We start from the raw sequence: 19,513 nt of genomic DNA, 5'->3' as shown, positions 1-19,513 counted from the left end.
TTCATTGACCTGGATGTGACAAGGAGATGACGGTGATATCGAAAGTTGGCCGACTGGCGGGTTTATTTCACTACGCAATAGAACCAGGCACTTAGTGGGGAGCAGTGCATATGCTACGTTTGCGAAGCGTCGTCAATTTACCGTTACCGGACTGGTATATTGGGGGCTGGTTTTGTGGGTAACTTTATACGGGATGCCTTGCCCCAATCGATATGCTCAGCCACCGCTGTTGAATGTTGTTACCGGTGTATTTTTGCTCAAACCCGGCCTACACGGGGTTATGAAGTCTTGCTGGAAAACCGATTGAGGGCGGCGTTAATTCAGGTTGACTGGCAAGTCACCAACCAGGCGAGGGTGCATACTCCGCATCAGCGAGCACTCTACGTCAGTACCTGTAAGGCGATAAGCTATTGGGTAGAAGCGGCAACGGGTGCGAAGGTTGGCCTCAGTGCACAGGGCGGATATCGGTGTGCGCGCCTCGTGGGCTAGCTAGTAACTGGCCGGGAAGGGGTAGACACACCCCGTTATATACCGCCTACCATGTTGACCTACACCGGGTTACCACAAAAAACTGGGCGAAGGTTTGGCCGCGGTTAGCTATTGCATAAACGCCCACGCCCAGGTTGAACGCTATTGTAGATAGGACGGCGGAGGTTGGCTTAGGCTTTTTTCGTGTTATACCATTGTGACAACTTGGTACAACAAAAAGCCAGTACAGGATTGGGCAATAAGGCCAATGGCAATCACCACACCATCGCGGTAGGTAATACCTATAGCGGTCAGCGCAATCGCCCCAGCGGGGAGTGCGGCCGCAAACGGCATAAGCTCCAGGGGTATCATACATAGTGCTACGATACCGCTAAACGCAGCGATTATGCTGCGCATAGGTTGCTCCGCTAGTTGCGTAAAACGGGATCTAAATAACGATTCCATGCGTTTAATATAAGGCCGGGATTTATTTGCGGCTTTCTGTAGTTTATCGTGGTCAATAGCCCGTTCTCTTAGCGCTTTAGGCAACCACGGGTGGTTTCGGCCTGCGGCCAGTTGAATACATACTAAAAACAAGGTGATACCGCAAATGGAAGGCACACCGGGGATAGCGCCAGTGGGGAGTAAGGCGATTAAAGATGGAATCATCAATAACGGGCCAAAGCCACGTTCTTTAAATGTTGAAACCACGTCTTCTACCGTTACCGTGCGTTCGGTATCTTCAACCAGCTTGTCCAGAAAGCCCGTTATTGTACTGTTTGTCATACTTACAGCTCCATGCTGAACAATGTGTAGATTACATACACGTAATGAACGGGATTGGTTTTTAATTGTCTTGATTATTGTTAGGCGAGAATTGTGTGGTTTTAAGGCGCTGTATCGGGTGCCATTTTCGCTAGGTGTGCGAACCTTGAATTACGCACAACATTGACTACGCTTTTTACTAAGCCCTTTTTTCTTTTTTCATCCGGCCGGCCACGCCCGCCTTTTATTAGATGAACCTAATGTTTATGTAGCATTTATTGCTATAGTTAATCATTAGCAACACCACGGGGCCTGATTTTTGGCTATGCTTAGCATCAAAAGCAATAATGGATATTTTGCCGGCGCCAATGCTGGCATGGTGTGTCGCTACAACAAAGTTTCACTTTGGCTTGGCCTGTGGCTACTCAGCCTGGCCGCATTCGCCAGTACACCGCATTCTGCGGTGCACGCTTATTACGCTTCTTCCTCTCACGATCCCTTGATTCAGCAAGTGTTACAGGTGAGTAATAACCCGCAGTTTGGTATTGATGAGCTGACCACGGCCATAGCACAGGCCGACGATGCGCAGCAGCAGGCGGAACTATTGTACTTGCTAACGATTGGCCATATTCAGTTAGCCAATATTGATGACGCCCAGATCGCACTGCAGCGCGCCCAAAAGCTGGTAAACCAGCAACGCTCCCCCTTGCTTTACCATCGTCTTTTGCTGGCGCAAACTCAGTTGCTGGAAAAGCAAGGACGGCCCGAAGCGGGGTTGCCGCTTGCCGCCAGGGTGGCAGAATGGGCGCGCCTGCATCGTGCAGAACAGCTATACAGTGATGCGCTTATCACCAGTGGTCTGCTGGAGATGCGCCTGTTCTATTATGATAAATCGTTGACCTGGTTAATTCAGGCCTATGAACATGCCAGCCGTACAGCAAGCCAGATTAACCCCGCGCTTATTGCCGAACATATTGCCACCGCCTATCAGGCTATGGATAACTATGAATCCTCTGTGATGTATTTGCAGGAAAGTCTGGAGTACGCACGCCAGCACGAGAATCGGTTGAATCAGGTAGCATTGCTGTTTAGCCTGGGCAAGGCCTACCATGAGATGCATTTAGATGACCAGGCATTAGCGGCTCTTGGCGAATCAGCCGAACTGGCTGCCTCACTGGAAGACCAGGCAGCGGTAGCGAAAGCCGAATTATTGATTGGTCAGATATACCTAAAGCAGGGTAATACCGATAGTGCCTTGTTGTATTTTACCAAAGCCCGGGAGGTATTTGGCGAGCAAGGTACTTCATACCAACGGTTTGCTGTTAACTATTACATTGCCAGTAGCTGGATTTTGCAAAATAATGTGGCGAATGCCGCCCAATATCTGCAAAGTGCCAGAACGCACCTCACCCCCACCTTAATGGAAAAAGAACATATTCAGGCTGACCTATTATCAGCGCAGATTGCCGCTCACGATGGTCTTCATCAACAAGCTTATACATTATTGCAGCACAGTATGGCCAGCCAGGCGGCGTTGGTACAAAAGGAAAGCGAGCAACAATTAGAACAATTAAAGATGCAATTTGATACCTCTTGGCAGGACACAGAGATACAACATCACCAGCGTATCGAAGCCTTGCAGGAAACCACCTTTGCGGTACGCGGCCAGCGTCATTTGCTGATAATTGTTGTAGTGGCCTTATCCGTATTGCTGTGCCTGCTACTGTATTTGCTGGGTGCAAAAGCCAAACGGTATCAGCGTAAGCTTAATGCTTTGTCCACGCTGGACGGGGCCACGGGCCTGCTAACAAGAGTCAAAATACTTGAGGCCCTGGACATCCAGTTGCATCTGGCTACGCAACGAGAGATGAAACTAAGTGTAGCGATGCTTAACATTGATAATTTCACTGATTTTGCGGAGCGAGCCGGGCATAAAACGGCGGATAAACTATTGGGCTTGTTTGGCAAAGAATCCCTGGAAACCTTCCAGGAGACCGATATCTTAGGACGTTTGGCTAACGAAACCTTTTTGTTTGTGTTCCCTAACGCCGGGGCAAATGAGATGCTGACATCACTGAACAAGTTACGCTGCAAGGTAAAACAACTGCCTTCGGCGGTGTATATGGATACGCTGCAAATAACCCTGTCTGCCGGGGTTGTTCAGGTAACCGCGGGCGACACCACGGCGCAGGTTTTGGAAAAAGCCGGTAATGCATTACACCAGGCCAAGTCGGGTGGGCGTGACCGCGTAGTCACCCTGTTTGTTGCGTGTTAACGACACATCATCGCGCTGCCTTATGCTGTTTTCAAAGCCGCTGAAACCGCCTGCATTGCAGGGTGGGGCGCTGAACAGGAAATCCCTGCATTTATAAGCGCTGTGGTGACAACCTAGACAAGAGCTGGGGAATGGGGAGCGTTAGCGTAAGCATGAGCTCTATCTCAGATAGCGCCAAGGGCAGGGGAAGTGGTTTTTACTGACGCAATGATGTACCTGTAAGCAGTTTGTAGCCAACCACGCTACACGTGCGAAAATAACCCTCGCATATCCACCGGATAGACAGTGATTTAGCCATAGAGCGCCGCTTATTAATAGCTTCTTTGTCTGCCTATGAGTTGCATGCCCTGAGCTGGGCACAGCAAGTCGCATAAGAAAAAAGCGTAGACCAGCGTAGTCACCAATAACAAGCGGAAACTGAATGTGACCTTATTTAATCTGAGTAAAGGCACGCATCAGCTAAAAATTGTGCATATTGATGCCAATATAATACTGAAGAAATGAATGATTATTCCTGCGCCTTCAGTACCGCCATACTTGTTCGGGCCTAGATGTATAGGCCTAGTTGTATAGGAATAGTTATAGGATTAGTTATCGTTATTAAGCAGATAGATTGAAAAGTCGAGGGTATTGGCCTAATGGTTATGCGACTCCGGTCGCTGCGCCTTTTGCTATAATACCAAGGCTTTTGAAGCATCCTGCAAGCAGCAGGATTATGACTAGCCGCTGGTTACAGTCTGACCAATTGACTAAAGCCAGACTTGATGTTCGGCTGACACGCTGCAAAGTACCCGCCCCAGAGCCACTACCTTCGTATATTTGTCATATTATATGCAGCGCTTCGCCGCTGAATAAAGCCAGCGTAAAACGGATAAAGTAAGGTATGAATACCTGTTGCGCCTTGACGAGAGCGTCTTAATTTAAGAGTTAAGAGCCGGGCCGCGCAAGCAACTAAGCAGCACAGGGTTGAATATGATGCTGATGACCGGACTGAATGAAGCTGAATGAAGCGTCAATGCTGGCGCTACCCCTGCGGGCATCTGGCGGGGATACCGACTGTTCCGGGCTGTTTGTAAACCCGCTAGCGGCTTTTCACTGATGAATTCAAAAATGAAAAAACCGTGTCTTGTGGCACCTAATTAATTTGTTAGATAGAGCTGGCGGGGCGATATTTAGCGTCATCTATGGCGCTACGTCTACCGGCGGCTAACGGCTCAATCTTCAACAAACGTAAGACGCAAAAAAGGCCCACCGGATGGCGAGCCTTTGTTGTGTGGTGGAGCTGGCGGGATTTGAACCCGCGTCCAGAAAATGTCCACTTTTGGTACTACATGCTTAGTTTGTCATTTGTTTAACTACTTCGGACTCCGGCAAACAGGATTCCTCGTAGCGGTCCTGATACTATTTCGCGGTTCAACCTCAGGAGAGTTTCCCTCGCTAGTTTGCTTATATGACCTTCCGAATCCACGCTAGCAAACAAAGCTGTGGTGGAAGGGCCTATACCGGTTATTAAGCGGCTAGTGCGTAGTTTTCGTCGTTTGCGACTATTTAAAGCGGATTTTTTAAGAGGCAATCCGCACCTCTGCATGCACCTCCAGCTTCCTAGATCCTGTCGAATCCTAATCAGCCCCGGAAGTAATTTGCCAAAATGATCGTTACCGACCATCAAAGCGAAAGGGTATTCTACCTGTATTCCTGTTACTACACAACCATACGAGGACGGCAAGTTTAAGAAATAACAGGCTTTTTGCTCACTTTGTAAGCATTCAATCGTCCCGCCAATAATAGATATTGGGGTAGTTCGGCTTTTTTCCAGTATTGCAGCGCAAATTAATCGCAGTAGATGCATTTTGCATCATTTACCGATAAAGTAGGCGAGCCTATTAAGACCAAAAAAGACGTAATGAGTTCACAATCCGCCGTATTTAATTCTCTTACCCTACCATGTGGTAAGCATCTGAAAAACCGCATCGTCAAAGCTGCCATGGAAGAAAATATGGCAGGTTCAGGGCAGTTACCAGATCACAATTTGTTATCCTTGTACCGTTACTGGGCCCATGGGGGCCTGGGGATGATTATCACGGGCAATGTGATGGTAAACCGTCACGCGATGACGGGCCCAGGGGGAGTTGTATTAGAAAAAACCACGCCGCTCAGCGCCTTTCAAAAATGGTCCAGTGTAATACGCTCGGGCGGGGCCCTGGCTATTATGCAAATAAATCACCCAGGCCGGCAGGTTTTTAAGGCGGTAAGTGCGCAAGCGCTGGCGCCCTCGGCAGTGAATCTTAAACTCGGCCGCTATAGCAAGCAGTTTGCCAAGGCGAAACCAATGACATGCGACGATATTTACGCCGTTTGCCAGCAGTTTGTGGATACCGCAGTCCAGGCGCAAAAAGCCGGCTTTGATGGTGTGCAGGTGCACGCTGCCCACGGCTATTTACTGTCTCAGTTTTTGTCTCCGCTAGTGAACCAACGTGACGATCAATGGGGCGGGACGTTGCCTAACCGGGCGCGCTTGCTGCTAAACATTGTCAGCCAGATACGCGCCAGCTGTGGTAGCGATTTTGCCGTGCTGGTTAAAATGAATGCTGCTGACTTTCAACGTGGCGGTATGACCCCGCAAGAAGCTTGTGAAGTTGTAGGTTATCTTAATAATCTTGGGGTGGATGTGGTTGAAGTATCTGGAGGGAACTACGAAGCGCCGGTTATGCAGGGTAGGTCTTCCGACGCGCTAAGCCTGGATAACGATGCTTATTTTCTGCGCTTTGCTCACGATATTGCTCAGGTAGCAAAAATGCCGGTAATGACGACGGGCGGCATCACTAGTTTGCCGGTCGCCCAGCACGTAATAAGTGAAGGTTGCGAATTAGTGGGAATGGCCAGTGCCTTAGCAATAACCCCGAATTTGGTGCTTAAATGGCAACAAATGCCCAGCTACAAAGGCCATGCGCCTAAATGTAAGTGGCAAGATAAAACGCTTGCCAGCCTAGTGACGATGGCAATGATACGGCGCCAGTTGCGGCGCTTAGGAAATGACCTGTCTACCACCCGGGAGCCGGGGCAGTGGTGGAGCCTGATTCTGGATTTACTACACCGTAAAAAAATGACTCGCCGTTATCACCGGTTTATCGGCCGCTAAGCACTAAACCGGCATACCTGGCTATTCCATTATGCCAGTGCACCGCATGCGCAATCGTTACAACTAAGCCAACAAGACTCAGCCGCCCAGAAATCGGCCATCAGAACTACTGGGCTAGCCTGTTGTGGTACCGGTTTAAACGCTGTGCTTCATTACCCGCTCTTTCTGGCGTTGCCAGTCGCGGTCTTTAATCGCATCTCGTTTGTCGTGATCGTGCTTACCCTTCGCCAGATAAATTTCCAGCTTAACCCAGCATTTTTTCCAATACATAGCAGTACCCACAATAGAGTAGCCCTGACGGTCTCTGGCACCCATCAGGCGGTCCAGTTCACGTTTACTCAATAGCAGTTTACGTGCCCGTTCGGGCGCACATACCACATGGGTGGAAGCTTGTTGGAGCGGCGTAATCCGGCAACCCACCAGGTAGGCTTCGCCATTTTGGATAATCACATAATTATCGGTGATATTAACTTTACCCTCTCGAATGCTCTTAATTTCCCAACCTTGTAACGACATGCCCGCTTCGAACTTGTCTTCAAGGTGGTAATCGTGTCGGGCTTTTTTGTTCAGCGCGATAGTCCCGCCGCTGTTTTTGTTTGCTTTATTCTGTTTCATGACCACCATTATACCGATTGCGTAATTAATGTCTTTAATTTAAGGCGTTAGCCAGGTTCGTTGGTACGCAGATTAACCTGATATGGGGCACATTTTGGCATTTTCAAAGTGTAGGTTTAGCAATATAACTCATGGTAGACTTAGGTTAAGTATGAAAAGCAGTTAGTGAAGATTAATGCCCTCGATTCAAAGAAGTGCACTGGTAAACCACAGTGCTCAAGCGATGTACGATCTGGTTAACGACGTCGAGTCGTATCCACAGTTTTTACCAGGCTGCAAAGACAGTAAGGTCGTTGAACAAGACCAGGACTCTATGCAAGCCTCATTGCTGGTGGCAAAAGCGGGTGTTAAACAATGGTTTACCACTAAAAATACGCTTGAACCCGCCCGGCATATTCATATGCAGCTGATAGATGGACCGTTTCGTCAGTTAACCGGTGGCTGGACATTTTCGCCGTTATCAGACGAAGCGTGTAAAATTGAATTAAACCTGCAGTTTGAATTTACCAGCAAACTCACTGAACTGGCATTTGGTAAAATATTCAACGCGCTGGCCAGCAGTATGGTAAAAGCGTTTACCGAACGTGCTAAACAGGTTTACTGAGAATGCGTTTATTTAATACCGAAGTGGCTTACGCCTTACCTGACCGGCAATCTATTATTGAAGTTGCGATTGCGGAAGGCTCTACGGTGAAAGAGGTTATTGAAGCTTCAAAAATTACCGAGCAATACCCTGAAATTGACCTGAAGAACAGTAAGGTTGGTATTTGGAGTAGGGTAGTGAAGTTGTCAGATAAAATACAAGATGGCGATCGGGTAGAGATTTACCGGCCGCTGATTGCCGACCCGAAAGAAGTACGTAAGCGCCGTGCAGAACGGGCCAAGCAGGAAGGCAGAGCAGATAAGGTCACCGGCGGGCGACCCAATCCGCTCAAAAGCCAGCATACAAAAGATCAGACCTGACGGTCTGAAATACTGCCAACCTCCAGAAATGGAGAGGCATCAATTTTTTCTGCATCCATCATTGTAGCAATGCGCTGCATGGTCGCAACCATTTGGCTTTGCTCCCATTCTTTAAGCTGATTGAAGCGGTCTATAAAGTGTTCCTGTAAAGGCCGAGGCGCGCTGACCAGCGCCTCATTACCTTTCTCAGTCAGATGCACACTTACTTTACGTTTATCCTGGGTACTACGAATTCGCTGGGCCAGCCCGCGTGTTTCCAGTCGATCCAAAATATTGGTGATCGTAGCAGGGCTTAACGTAATACTTTCAGCAATCTCGCGTACCATGACACCCGGGTTTGCCTCAATATTTTGCATCACCATAAGTTGTGGGCCGGTTAAACCCACATCCTTACTTAACTGCTTACTACGCAAGTCTACTGCGCGAATAACGCGCCGTAGTGCAACCAATAGTTCTTCTTCTTTGCGCATGCATCTGTTCCTGTTAACGCTTAATCTTTACTTCATTAAATGAAGGAAATGCTGATGTTTATGATAATGATCAATGACATCATTAATGATAGCCAGTTTTGACCACCCTACAATATCATAGTTCTGCCCACCTTCGCCCAAGTGAACCTCAGCCCGGTAATATGACTGTTGGTCCGTCGGCGTCGCCGTGCCTTCATCATTAGGCATAAACTCAGGTTGATCCTGCTGCGTCATATACACCGCATAAACAAAGTTTCTTTCGTCACCCATACTCACAGTAAGGCGTAAATACTGGTCTTCGCTATCAAGCGTAGCAGTAAAGCCTTGGGTTTCGAATTCGCTGCCTACTTCACGCAGGGCGGGCTCGGCAGTTTTTTCCATAAACCGGCGTACGGTTTTTTCGTTGGGGAAGCTAACAATGTTAACCAGTCTGTCGCGCCAGTTTTTATCGGTTTCATTGGCGGGGGGCTGCATTGCTGTAATTTGCAAGCTATCCCGTTTATAACCATCTAATCGCAGGGCTTTCAACAGGCCGTACATTGCTATTAGCAATATTATTGAAAATGGTAAAGCCGATATAATGGTCATGGTCTGCAGCGCATCCAAACCCCCGGCGTAGAGTAATATGGACGCTACCACACCTACTGCAACCGCCCAGTAAATACGCTGCCATAATGGCGTGTTGTTACTACCATGAGAACACAGCATATCCACTACCATGGCCCCCGAATCGCAGGAGGTAACAAAGAAGATAAAGACCATGACCACTGCCAGCATACTTACCACACTGGACCAGGGGAAGTTCTCGAGGAACACAAATAAGGCCACCGAGGAATCGTTGGACACCATACTCGATAGCTTGGTAATACCCTGAGAGTACACTAAATCAATTGCCGTATTACCGAATATGGTCATCCACAATAGGGTAAACGCGGTGGGAATAAGTAACACCCCGAAAATAAATTCGCGGATGGTACGGCCATACGATACGCGGGCAATAAACAGGCCGACAAACGGTGCCCAGGCTAACCACCAACCCCAGTAGAAGATTGTCCAACCACCTATCCAGTCGGTTTTATCGTAGGCAAAAAGATTTAATGTATTACGAACTATATCAGACAGATAAGCCCCGGTATTTTGCAGGTAAGCCTGTAAAAGAAAAACCGTAGGGCCTGCTACAAATACGAATAATAGCAACAAGATTGCTAATACCATGTTCGTTTCAGATAACCGTCTGATGCCTTTTTCCAAACCGGTCGCTACCGACACAATAGCCATCAGCACGACAAACGCCATAATGCCTATTTGCATACCATTAGTGTTTGGTATACCGAAAACATAGCTCAAGCCAGCGTTTATCTGTGCAGCACCTAAACCCAACGAGGTTGCCACCCCGAATATGGTTGAGGTAACGGCAAAAATGTCGACTATGTGTCCAGGCCAGCCGTATATTCTGTCGCCAATGAGTGGGTACAGCGCAGAACGCATGGTAAGGGGAAGATTGTGTCTGAAGGCAAAATAACCTAACACCAACGCTACAATGGCATAAATTGCCCAGGCATGAACGCCCCAGTGAAAGAAGGTGGTTTTCATGGCTTCGCGCACGGCTTCTACACTACCGGGATCGGCAGTAGGAGGCGTTTGAAAATGCATGATAGGCTCAGCTACCCCAAAGAACATCAAGCCAATACCCATGCCTGCTGCGAATAGCATAGAGATCCATGAAGGCATCGAAAACTCTGGTTTTGCATGATCCGGCCCTAACCGCATCTCACCAAAGCGAGACACGCCAAGATACACCACCAATAATAAAATGATGGCGACCGTTCCAACATAAAACCAGCTGCCGTTGGTGACGATAACATCTTGGGCGCTTTGGAAAATTTTACCGGCATATTCAGGACCGGACGCTGCAAATATCATCAGTGCAGCTATCAATAGTGATGAGGTAATAAATACCTTTTTATTCAGTTGGCCTTTATCGGCGTCTTCACTGCTCACTCAAATGTCCTTCTGTTGCTTAACGTTTAAAAGTGCGACTTAGTACTCCGAAGTATAAGTACGGCGGAATATACGCGAAGGAGCACCAAAATTAAACTTTTGGCTTAATTATTAGAGTTCAATTTGATTTTTGGGTAAAAATCATGCGAAATAATATAAAGAAAAACGAAAATGAGCAGTTTACCTACTAAAATCTCATAATAATTATAACGAAAAGGGCAAATAGCTTCAGTTGAGATAATCACTGTGCTAATTAATTTTTGCCGAATTCGAACAGGAACTCCTAGAAAACAAAGGAAACACGCATCAATGAAAAAGTCTCAGATAAGCTGTGCCATTTTGGCTGCACTTGCTTCCGTTAGCGTCACAGCCCAGCAACAAACCGGGCCCAATGCCAAAATTGAAACAATCGAAGTTACCGCCACCAAGCGGGCTGAGTCGATTCAGGATGTACCGGTAGCAGTTACTGCGTTAAACGGTGAAGCGTTGGAAAATATGGGTATCGATAGTTTCCAGGATTATGTAGAGTTTTTACCGAATGTTACCTTCCAGGGTACCGGCCCAGGCCAAAATGAAATCTACATTCGTGGCGCGGCAACCACCCAATCCAATATTATGCTGTCATCGGTTCAGGCGCTGCAGCCTTCAGTGGCATTTTATGTCGATGAAATGCCAGTTTCTATGGCCGGGCGTAATCTTGATGTTTACGCTACCGATGTCCAGCGGGTAGAAGTATTGCCCGGGCCACAGGGCACACTATTTGGCGCCAGTTCGCAGGCCGGTACCGTTCGGCTTATTACCAAAAAACCTCAGCATGACGCATTTACCGCCGGTGCAGATACTAATATATCTATGACCAAAGGCGGGGAGATGAGCAATGCGGTGGAGGCGTATTTCAATATGCCTTTAACGGATGAGTTGGCCGTGCGAGTTGCCGCCTACAATGATCGTCAGGGGGGCTGGATTGATAATGTCCTCAACCAACCGGGCCAGGGCGGTTACATAGGCAGTGCAGAAGTGATAAGCCGGATTTCCGGTAATGTATTATCTGACCCGCGTGCCATGGATGCCAACCGCATTACCAATCCAGATATCACCAGCCGTACCGAGGCTGATGTCGTCTCGCCCCGCAACGATGGTTTAGTGGAAGACGATTTTAACGATGCTATATATGCCGGCGCCCGGATAGGCGTATCCTACCTGATTAATGAAAACTGGGACTTACTGGTTCAACATACCCAGCAAACCCTTGAAACCGAGGGTGTCTTCGCCTATGACCCTAATCTTGAAGGGGAAAGCTCAACAAACCGGTTTCAGCCGGAAGAAAACACCGACGAATTCGGCCTGACTACCTGGACACTGGAAGGACGCCTGGAAAAACTCGACATGGTGTACACCGGTGGTTATCTGAATCGTGAGATTGACACGTTGGCGGACTACACTGGCTATACCAACGGAGGATTATTTTCAGCCTATTATGTGTGTAACTATGGTGAAGCGGTTGCCGCCGAAGACGAACGTTGCTTAGACCCAACCAAGTATTACCGCGAAGACACGACCAGTACCCGTAGTACACATGAGCTGCGCTTTAATACGACCATGGATACACCATGGCGGGTCACTGCCGGACTATTTTACGACGATCAGGAAGTCGCCACGATAGGCCAGTTCAATATTGCCAGTACAGAAAAATTTCCGGCCATGGCGCGTGAATTGAAAGGCAGCGAAGGCATTAATAGCGACGGGGGGCCGTTTCCTGCCGATGTCAGTTTTGTTAATGACATAACCCATACTATTGAGCAGATTGCGGTATTTGGCCAGTTAGAATATGACCTTACCGATTCACTGACCGCCAGCATCGGTGCCCGTTGGTATCAAATAGATGATGAATACAAAGGCTCAACATCAACAGTGGATGTGTCCCGGCGTATCCGGGCATTTGGCACCTTGGATCCCACTGAACTGGAATCGGTAGACTTGGACCCTGATGCCATCAATGCAGCCCTGGATAGCGGCCAGTTAACCGTGGACGACCTTGAACCAGACGGCGTTTTGTCGGTAGATGATACTATTTTCAAATTTTCCTTAGACTGGAAGGTGAACGACGATATCTTGTTATTTGCTAACTATTCAGAAGGTTTCCGCCCACCGGTAACCAACCGTGTAGGTGGCGGCTTGGCGTCTAATCAAACGGGTAAATTTGAAAACTTCCGGATTCCGGTTTACTCCACCACTGATACACTGGATAACTATGAATTAGGTGTTAAAGGCGATTTTCTGGAAGGAATTTTGCGGGTTAATGCCACCGCTTATTACTCTGAAATTACCGATTTACAAACGTCTCGGTTTGACCCTACCAATATTTCGTTTCTGGTGTTTACCGATAATGTCGGTGATGCCGAGATACGCGGTATGGATGCCGATATAACTTGGTTGGCTACCGACGATTTGGTCATCAACGCTGCATTTAGCGTACTCGATACTGAACTTACCCGGGTGAATGACGAACTGGCGGGGATCTCGGCCGGGGTAGGATCGCGGCTGCCATATTCTGCTAAGTTCTCTGGTAATATAAATGCCCGCTACTTCTTTGAAATGGAAGAGGGCCGACGTGGCTATGTAAACGGTTCTGTAAGTTATACCGGGGATCGTCTGGCTGGCATGGTGATGGATGCGTATGTTATGGAAGATGCCACAAGCCTTATTTACGGTACTGGCTCTGGCTTAAGTATTGAAGATGAAGCCAGCGTGTATGAAGGGGTAACCTACCAGGATGCCAACGATGGTACCTTTCGCGGCGGCCGGTATATTCAAGATGCTTATGTTATCGCCAACCTGGCGGTGGGGGTAACGAATGATGTCTGGAAGGCCGAGCTGTATATCGATAATGTGTTTGATGAACATGCGGTATTAAATATCGATACCCAGCAGTTTACGCCGAAGGTAGTGACTAACCGACCACGCACCATTGGCGTGCGGTTATCATACGACTACCTATAGCGGTCACCGGGTTTAGCCTCTTATGCGATATGATAAGGGCAGGTAAATCAGGTTAAAAGTATTGCTTATAGCGGCAACCGTTTGGTTGCCGTTTTACCTTCAGCGATAGCTGTTTTCCCGTGGGGTCAGCCTAATAGCCAGAGCAAACATAACTGCCCCCAACATGTAAACATAACAATGACGATAACTATGCCTACAACACCTACCGCTACACAAACCATAAAACACGCTATTGCCACAGGGAGCAGTAAGCAGGCTATTAGGTTATGCGAACAGGCGCTAGCAGCATTACCTTCAAATAGTGCCCCTGACACGCTTGGGCATGAGCAAACAGACTTACTTTATTTGCAGGCTGTAGCCTATCGGCTAGCTGGTGAACCGTCTTCTGCGTTATCGGTACTGCAACGCTTACAAACGATACAGCCGGATTACGGGCGGGCCTATCAGGAACAAGCGTATTGTTATCGTGCTTTGCAACGGCCGGAAGAGGCCGCGGCGGCTTTCTACCAGGCGACGCGATTTAATCCAGCGTTGTTAAGTGCATGGCAACAGCTGGTGGAAGTCTATCGGGCGCAAAATAACAAAACAGCACTGGATATAGCGCAGCACCAGTGCCGGTACTTATCACAATTACCCAAAGCACTGCTGGGCGCGTACGATCTGATGTACGAAGGACAGTTATACAAAGCCGAGCAAGTATGTCGGCAATTTTTGGCCAGACATAAGCATGATGTAGAAGCCATGTTGTTACTTGGTGAGCTGGGTATGCGTACGAAGGTGTATCACGATGCCGAGTTTTTACTGGAAAGTTGTGTTTCACTGTATCCACAGGAAGAGCGTGCCCTGGTAGCCTATCAGGCTTTACTATTAAAATTAGGTAAGTACACAAAGGCAGTGGCCCTGGCCAAACGGCGATTGGCAGCTGCGCCGCAGCATAGTGGTGCGCGCCACGCTCTTGCCGAGGGGCTAAGCGGTATCGGGCGTGTCGAGGAAGCCAGTGCGCTTTATCAACAGTTGCTTGCAGAAAAACCCGATGCCCCTGCAGTATGGTTGTCTTTAGGGCATGTGTTAAAAAGCGCAGGTAAGCTTGCGCAAGCTATCGATGCCTACGAACAAGCAGCACACTATCAAAATGACTGTGGTGATGCCTACTGGAGCCTGGCGAACACCAAAACCTACCGGTTCAGCCCCCCGTGGCTGGAGGCCATGCAGCAGCATGAAGCACATCCGGCTACCGGCCTTGATAACCGGATTCATTTTTGTTTTGCGTTGGGTAAAGCGATGGAAGATGCCGGCGAGTATTCACGCGCATTCGACTATTATCAGCGCGGCAACGCACTTAAAAAAAGCACACTTGCGTTTAGTATTTCACGCACGGAAGACGCTTTGGCGCGCCAGCAGCAAATATGTCAGGCCTCACTGTTTAGCAGTACCGCTGGCGCTGCTAATACCGATCCTATTTTTATTGTTGGCTTGCCGCGGGCCGGATCCACCTTATTAGAACAAATCTTATCATCTCATTCGCAAATTGATGGCACCATGGAGCTGCATGATATTCTGGGTATTGCTTCCCAGCTATCTGGGCAGGCCGCCGGTTACCCAGAGGCGCTGTTGCACCTCAGTGACGAGCAATGTGAAGCATTGGGGAAACGGTATATCGAACAGACCAGGGTATATCGTCAGGGCGCGCCGTTTTTTATCGATAAAATGCCAAATAACTTTGCACATATAGGTCTTATCAAGCGCATATTACCCAATGCTAAAATTATTGATGCTCGCCGTGAGCCGCTCGCCTGTTGTTTCAGTGGCTATAAACAATTGTTTGGCGACGGCCAGGAATTTAGTTACGCCTTGTCGGATATTGGGCGCTACTACAAGGCATACGTGGCTTTGATGGACCACTGGCATAAGGTATTACCGGGGCAAATACTAACGGTTAAGCATGAAGACGTACTGGATGATTTGGCCGGCCAGGTAACGCGCATGCTTGATTACCTTGGATTAGATTTCGAGCCGGCATGTTTGAACTTTCATGCTACCAAACGAGCAATTAAAACGCCAAGTTCGGAGCAGGTACGCCAGCCGTTGTACCAAAGCGGACGTCATCAGTACAAACCGTTTATCCCATTCCTGACACCATTATATGACGCTTTGGAGATACCATCCGCTGCCGCTCGCAGGCTAACCTGAGCTAGCTTTACCGAGGCCCGCCAACATGACGCCGTTTAGTATTTTCGGCGCTGCAGGCCAGTCTCGGCTAGAATTTTAGCCGAAATTTCTTCTACTGAAAAACGGGTGCTATTTAAAAAAGGTATTTTTTCCCGGCGGTAAAGATTCTCTACTTCACGCAGCTCCATACGACACTGTTGCATCGATGCATAGCGACTGTTCGCGCGCCGTTCAGAGCGTATCTGGTGGAGCCGCTCAGGATGGATGGTCAGGCCGAACATTTTGTCTTTGTAGCGCTTCAGGGCCGGAGGGAGTTTTAGCATATCGCCCATATCATCTTCAGTAAATGGATAGTTGGCCGCCTTAATTCCATACTGTAGCGCAAGGTACAAACTGGTGGGGGTTTTACCGGAGCGAGAGACGCCTACCAGGATAATATCGGCATTACCGTATTCTTTGAGGTTAGACCCGTCATCATTAGCCAACGCGTAGTTAACGGCTTCAATTCTGATGTCATAGGTGGTTTCGTGGATACTATGGGTGCGATGTTTCTCAGGCTTGGAAGGCACCCCCAATACCTTTTCTAATGGGGCGACAAACTGGTCAAGGAAATTATAGTTAATGCCGACAGAACGAGAGACTATTTTGCGTACATCCACATTCACAATTGTATAAAAAACGAGCGGCCTTTCTCCGCTATCTTGAAAACTTTCAGAAATCTGTTCCAGCACTTTGTAAGCATGTTCTTCAGTTTCAACGAAGGGAATCGTTTTGTGTTTAAGCTGCAAGGGAAACAGAGACAGCAATGCGTTGCCAAAAACCTCTGCGGTGATGGCCGTTCCATCTGAAATATAATAAGCAGTTCTCAAAGCGCACCTTCAATTTTGTTGTAATAAATTTACAGTTTTAATAAAAATTTTACTTTTGATTTTTCTCCATTCTATGATGGTTTCAACGAAAAGCCAGTCGAAAACAATAATGTCTCTCGCTGGTGGCAAAACGCAATCCATTTTAATGGAACCCATTATAGTTAATAGCTGGAGGCCCAGTCTGTGCAAGAATACGTACTTTGGTATCAAGAGTTGGGGATGCAGGATGTTGGCCGGGTAGGCGGCAAGAATGCATCATTAGGCGAGATGATTTCAAACTTAGCAAATGCCGGGGTGCAAGTACCCGGCGGGTTTGCTACGACCGCAGAGGCTTTTAACAAATTTTTGCTGCAAAGCGGCCTGGATGCCAGAATTCACGAAGTGCTGGATGCCCTGGATGTAGATGATGTTAACGCACTGACCGAAGCCGGAAAGAATATTCGTCAATGGATAATCGACACTCCTTTTGAGCCTGAACTGGAAGCCGCCATCAAGTCGGCTTTTGAAACCTTGCAGGGCGACGCCGGTGATGAAGCCTCTTTTGCCGTACGTTCATCTGCCACAGCCGAAGATATGCCCGACGCCTCTTTCGCCGGTCAACAAGAAACATTTTTAAATGTTAAAGGTTACGATTCAGTGCTGGTGGCTATTAAATATGTGTATGCATCGCTATTCAACGATCGCGCCATCTCTTACCGTGTACATCAGGGTTACGACCATAAAGGCGTAGCGCTATCTGCCGGGGTTCAGCGTATGGTACGCAGCGATATTGCTTCGTCCGGGGTAATGTTCACGATTGATACCGAATCAGGCTTTGAAGATGTCGTATTTGTTACCAGCTCAGTAGGGCTGGGGGAAATGGTAGTACAAGGAGCGGTTAACCCGGACGAGTTCTACGTGCACAAACCGACGCTTGAAAATGGCTTACCGGCCATAGTACGACGCAATTTAGGCAGTAAGTTAACCAAAATGATTTACTCTGATGATGCAAGTCATGGTAAGCAGGTCTCAATCGTTGATGTAGAACGAGCTGAAAGCCTGAAATTTTCCCTGACCGATGCAGAAGTACAAGAGCTGGCCAAACAGGCTGTGATTATAGAAAAGCATTATCAGCGCGCAATGGATATCGAATGGGCCAAAGATGGTGTTGATGGCAAATTATATATTGTACAGGCCCGTCCGGAAACCGTTCGAAGCCGTGAAGATAGCCAAACTATCGAGCGTTTTCAGCTAAAAGGCCAGGGGGCGGTTATTTGTGAAGGCCGCGCCATTGGCCACAAGATTGGGGCAGGCACTGCTAAGGTGCTGGGCTCTATTGAAGAGATGAATAAGATTCAAGCCGGCGACGTACTGGTAACCGATATGACGGATCCGGATTGGGAACCCATCATGAAGAAGGCCTCCGCTATTGTCACCAATCGCGGCGGTCGGACCTGCCACGCAGCCATTATAGCCCGCGAGTTGGGTATTCCGGCAGTAGTAGGTTGTGGTAATGCCACAGATACCATCACAACCGGCGATAAGGTTACCGTATCCTGTGCCGAAGGAGATACAGGTTACATTTACAACGCCCAACTTGATTTTGATGTAGTGACTTCACGTATAGATGCTATGCCGAAGATGGATTTAAAGGTAATGATGAATGTGGGCAACCCGGACCGCGCATTCGACTTTGCACGCTTACCTAACGAAGGCGTAGGGCTGGCCCGGCTAGAGTTTATTATCAACCGCATGATCGGCGTACATCCAAAAGCGCTATTGAACTTTGATGATCAACCCGAAGAGCTAAAAGAAGAAATCAGCGAAATGATGGCTGGTTATGATTCTCCTACCGAATTTTACATTGAAAAGCTGGTGGAAGGGATAGCTACCATCGGCGCCGCGTTTTCGCCCAAAAAAGTTATTGTACGCATGTCGGACTTTAAGTCGAATGAGTACTTCAACCTGGTAGGGGGCTACCAATACGAACCTGACGAAGAAAACCCAATGCTGGGCTTCAGGGGCGCCAGTCGGTACGTTTCCCCAGAGTTTCGTGATTGTTTTGCATTGGAATGTGAAGCCATCAAACGGGTTAGAAACAAAATGGGCCTGACCAACGTTGAAATAATGATACCGTTTATTCGTACGGTAGAAGAGGGCAAGCAGGTTATTGAACTTCTGGCTGAAGAAGGTTTGGTGCAAGGTGAGAATGGACTGCGCGTGATTATGATGTGCGAGCTGCCTTCTAATGCCTTATTAGCAGAAAAATTTTTGGATATCTTCGACGGCTTCTCGATAGGCTCGAATGACCTGACTCAGTTAACACTGGGCCTGGACCGCGACTCGGGTTTAATTGCTCATTTATTTGAAGAGCGTAATGAAGCGGTTAAAGCGCTATTGTCGATGGCGATTCAAACCGCTAAAAAGCGGGGTAAATACGTGGGAATTTGCGGACAGGGACCCTCAGATCACGAAGACTTTGCTGCCTGGCTGGTTGATGAAGGAATTGATTCGGTCTCGTTAAACCCCGATACGGTGGTAGAAACCTGGTTGTATCTGGCCGAGAATGCCAACAAGCAACAGCAATAGCGAGTACCTTCGATACGTTAAAACCGCCGGTAATCGGCGGTTTTTGTCTAGCGTGTAGCAGTAGTCAGAGGTCACGTTGTAGGATTACACCAAACAAGGAATGTTGGCCACCCAATTGTGCTACCTGTATCTTGCACGCTATGGTATTAGCGACACAGCGACACAGCGACACAGCGACACAGCGACACAGCGGACCCGGCCTCACCGATAC

Annotated in this window: 13 protein-coding genes and 1 other RNA gene; 8 read left to right on the top strand and 6 right to left on the bottom strand. The window is 48.2% G+C overall.

The window, feature by feature from the left end; translation table 11 throughout:
* The first annotated feature begins 174 nt into the window (after positions 1 to 174).
* Positions 175 to 489 (top strand): nucleotidyltransferase family protein, encoded by a 315-nt coding sequence (locus D0Y50_RS20050; RefSeq protein ID WP_170145492.1) that lies wholly within the window; start codon positions 175 to 177, stop codon positions 487 to 489.
* A gap of 186 nt (positions 490 to 675) precedes the next feature.
* On the opposite strand, the gene D0Y50_RS11240 is transcribed toward D0Y50_RS20050, so the two are convergent.
* Positions 676 to 1,254, bottom strand: a complete 579-nt coding sequence (locus D0Y50_RS11240) for an exopolysaccharide biosynthesis protein (protein WP_108567190.1) — start codon at positions 1,252 to 1,254, stop codon at positions 676 to 678.
* A 304-nt stretch (positions 1,255 to 1,558) separates the two neighbouring features.
* Between D0Y50_RS11240 and D0Y50_RS11235 the strand changes: the two genes are divergently transcribed.
* Positions 1,559 to 3,508 carry a tetratricopeptide repeat-containing diguanylate cyclase gene (locus tag D0Y50_RS11235; protein ID WP_117317017.1) on the top strand — a complete coding sequence of 650 codons (1,950 nt, stop codon included), beginning with the start codon at positions 1,559 to 1,561 and terminating at the stop codon, positions 3,506 to 3,508.
* 1,274 nt (positions 3,509 to 4,782) lie between these two features.
* Here D0Y50_RS11235 and ssrA read toward each other — a convergent pair.
* Positions 4,783 to 5,139: a transfer-messenger RNA gene (gene ssrA / locus D0Y50_RS11230) on the bottom strand.
* Between the two features lie 272 nt (positions 5,140 to 5,411).
* On the opposite strand from ssrA, the gene D0Y50_RS11225 reads away from it, so the two are divergent.
* Positions 5,412 to 6,647: an NADH:flavin oxidoreductase/NADH oxidase family protein gene (locus D0Y50_RS11225; protein WP_117318738.1), complete on the top strand. Its 1,236-nt coding sequence runs from the start codon at positions 5,412 to 5,414 to the stop codon at positions 6,645 to 6,647.
* A gap of 135 nt (positions 6,648 to 6,782) precedes the next feature.
* Here the strand turns inward: D0Y50_RS11225 and smpB are convergent, their stop codons facing one another.
* Positions 6,783 to 7,262, bottom strand: a complete 480-nt coding sequence (gene smpB, locus D0Y50_RS11220; RefSeq protein ID WP_108567281.1) for an SsrA-binding protein SmpB — start codon at positions 7,260 to 7,262, stop codon at positions 6,783 to 6,785.
* Between the two features lie 175 nt (positions 7,263 to 7,437).
* Between smpB and D0Y50_RS11215 the strand changes: the two genes are divergently transcribed.
* Together D0Y50_RS11215 and D0Y50_RS11210 are read left to right on the top strand one after the other, a co-directional pair.
* Positions 7,438 to 7,866: a type II toxin-antitoxin system RatA family toxin gene (locus tag D0Y50_RS11215; RefSeq protein ID WP_108567192.1), complete on the top strand. Its 429-nt coding sequence runs from the start codon at positions 7,438 to 7,440 to the stop codon at positions 7,864 to 7,866.
* A gap of 2 nt (positions 7,867 to 7,868) precedes the next feature.
* Positions 7,869 to 8,225: an RnfH family protein gene (locus D0Y50_RS11210; protein WP_408640656.1), complete on the top strand. Its 357-nt coding sequence runs from the start codon at positions 7,869 to 7,871 to the stop codon at positions 8,223 to 8,225.
* Here D0Y50_RS11210 and D0Y50_RS11205 read toward each other — a convergent pair.
* Both D0Y50_RS11205 and D0Y50_RS11200 read right to left on the bottom strand, forming a co-directional pair.
* Positions 8,216 to 8,695 carry a MarR family winged helix-turn-helix transcriptional regulator gene (locus D0Y50_RS11205; protein ID WP_108567194.1) on the bottom strand — a complete coding sequence of 160 codons (480 nt, stop codon included), beginning with the start codon at positions 8,693 to 8,695 and terminating at the stop codon, positions 8,216 to 8,218. The genes D0Y50_RS11210 and D0Y50_RS11205 overlap by 10 nt on opposite strands.
* 27 nt (positions 8,696 to 8,722) lie before the next feature.
* Positions 8,723 to 10,696, bottom strand: a complete 1,974-nt coding sequence (locus D0Y50_RS11200) for a BCCT family transporter (protein ID WP_108567195.1) — start codon at positions 10,694 to 10,696, stop codon at positions 8,723 to 8,725.
* A 309-nt stretch (positions 10,697 to 11,005) separates the two neighbouring features.
* Here D0Y50_RS11200 and D0Y50_RS11195 point away from each other — a divergent pair, with 309 nt between their 5' ends.
* Complete coding sequence (locus tag D0Y50_RS11195) at positions 11,006 to 13,696, top strand: TonB-dependent receptor (protein ID WP_108567196.1); 2,691 nt, start codon at positions 11,006 to 11,008, stop codon at positions 13,694 to 13,696.
* A 189-nt stretch (positions 13,697 to 13,885) separates the two neighbouring features.
* On the top strand, positions 13,886 to 15,886 hold the full coding sequence (locus tag D0Y50_RS11190; RefSeq protein ID WP_117318736.1) for a tetratricopeptide repeat-containing sulfotransferase family protein: 2,001 nt from the start codon (positions 13,886 to 13,888) through the stop codon (positions 15,884 to 15,886).
* Between the two features lie 35 nt (positions 15,887 to 15,921).
* Here the strand turns inward: D0Y50_RS11190 and ppsR are convergent, their stop codons facing one another.
* Positions 15,922 to 16,734 (bottom strand): posphoenolpyruvate synthetase regulatory kinase/phosphorylase PpsR, encoded by an 813-nt coding sequence (ppsR, locus tag D0Y50_RS11185; RefSeq protein WP_108567197.1) that lies wholly within the window; start codon positions 16,732 to 16,734, stop codon positions 15,922 to 15,924.
* A gap of 183 nt (positions 16,735 to 16,917) precedes the next feature.
* On the opposite strand from ppsR, the gene ppsA reads away from it, so the two are divergent.
* On the top strand, positions 16,918 to 19,302 hold the full coding sequence (gene ppsA / locus D0Y50_RS11180; protein WP_117317013.1) for a phosphoenolpyruvate synthase: 2,385 nt from the start codon (positions 16,918 to 16,920) through the stop codon (positions 19,300 to 19,302).
* The last annotated feature ends 211 nt before the right edge of the window (positions 19,303 to 19,513 follow it).

Origin of the sequence: Salinimonas sediminis (genome assembly GCF_003429285.1) — a bacterium.
GTDB classification, from domain to species: Bacteria; Pseudomonadota; Gammaproteobacteria; order Enterobacterales; family Alteromonadaceae; genus Alteromonas; species Alteromonas indica.
Note: the sequence above shows the minus strand (reverse complement) of the source record. Positions and strands in the feature narration are given on the sequence as shown.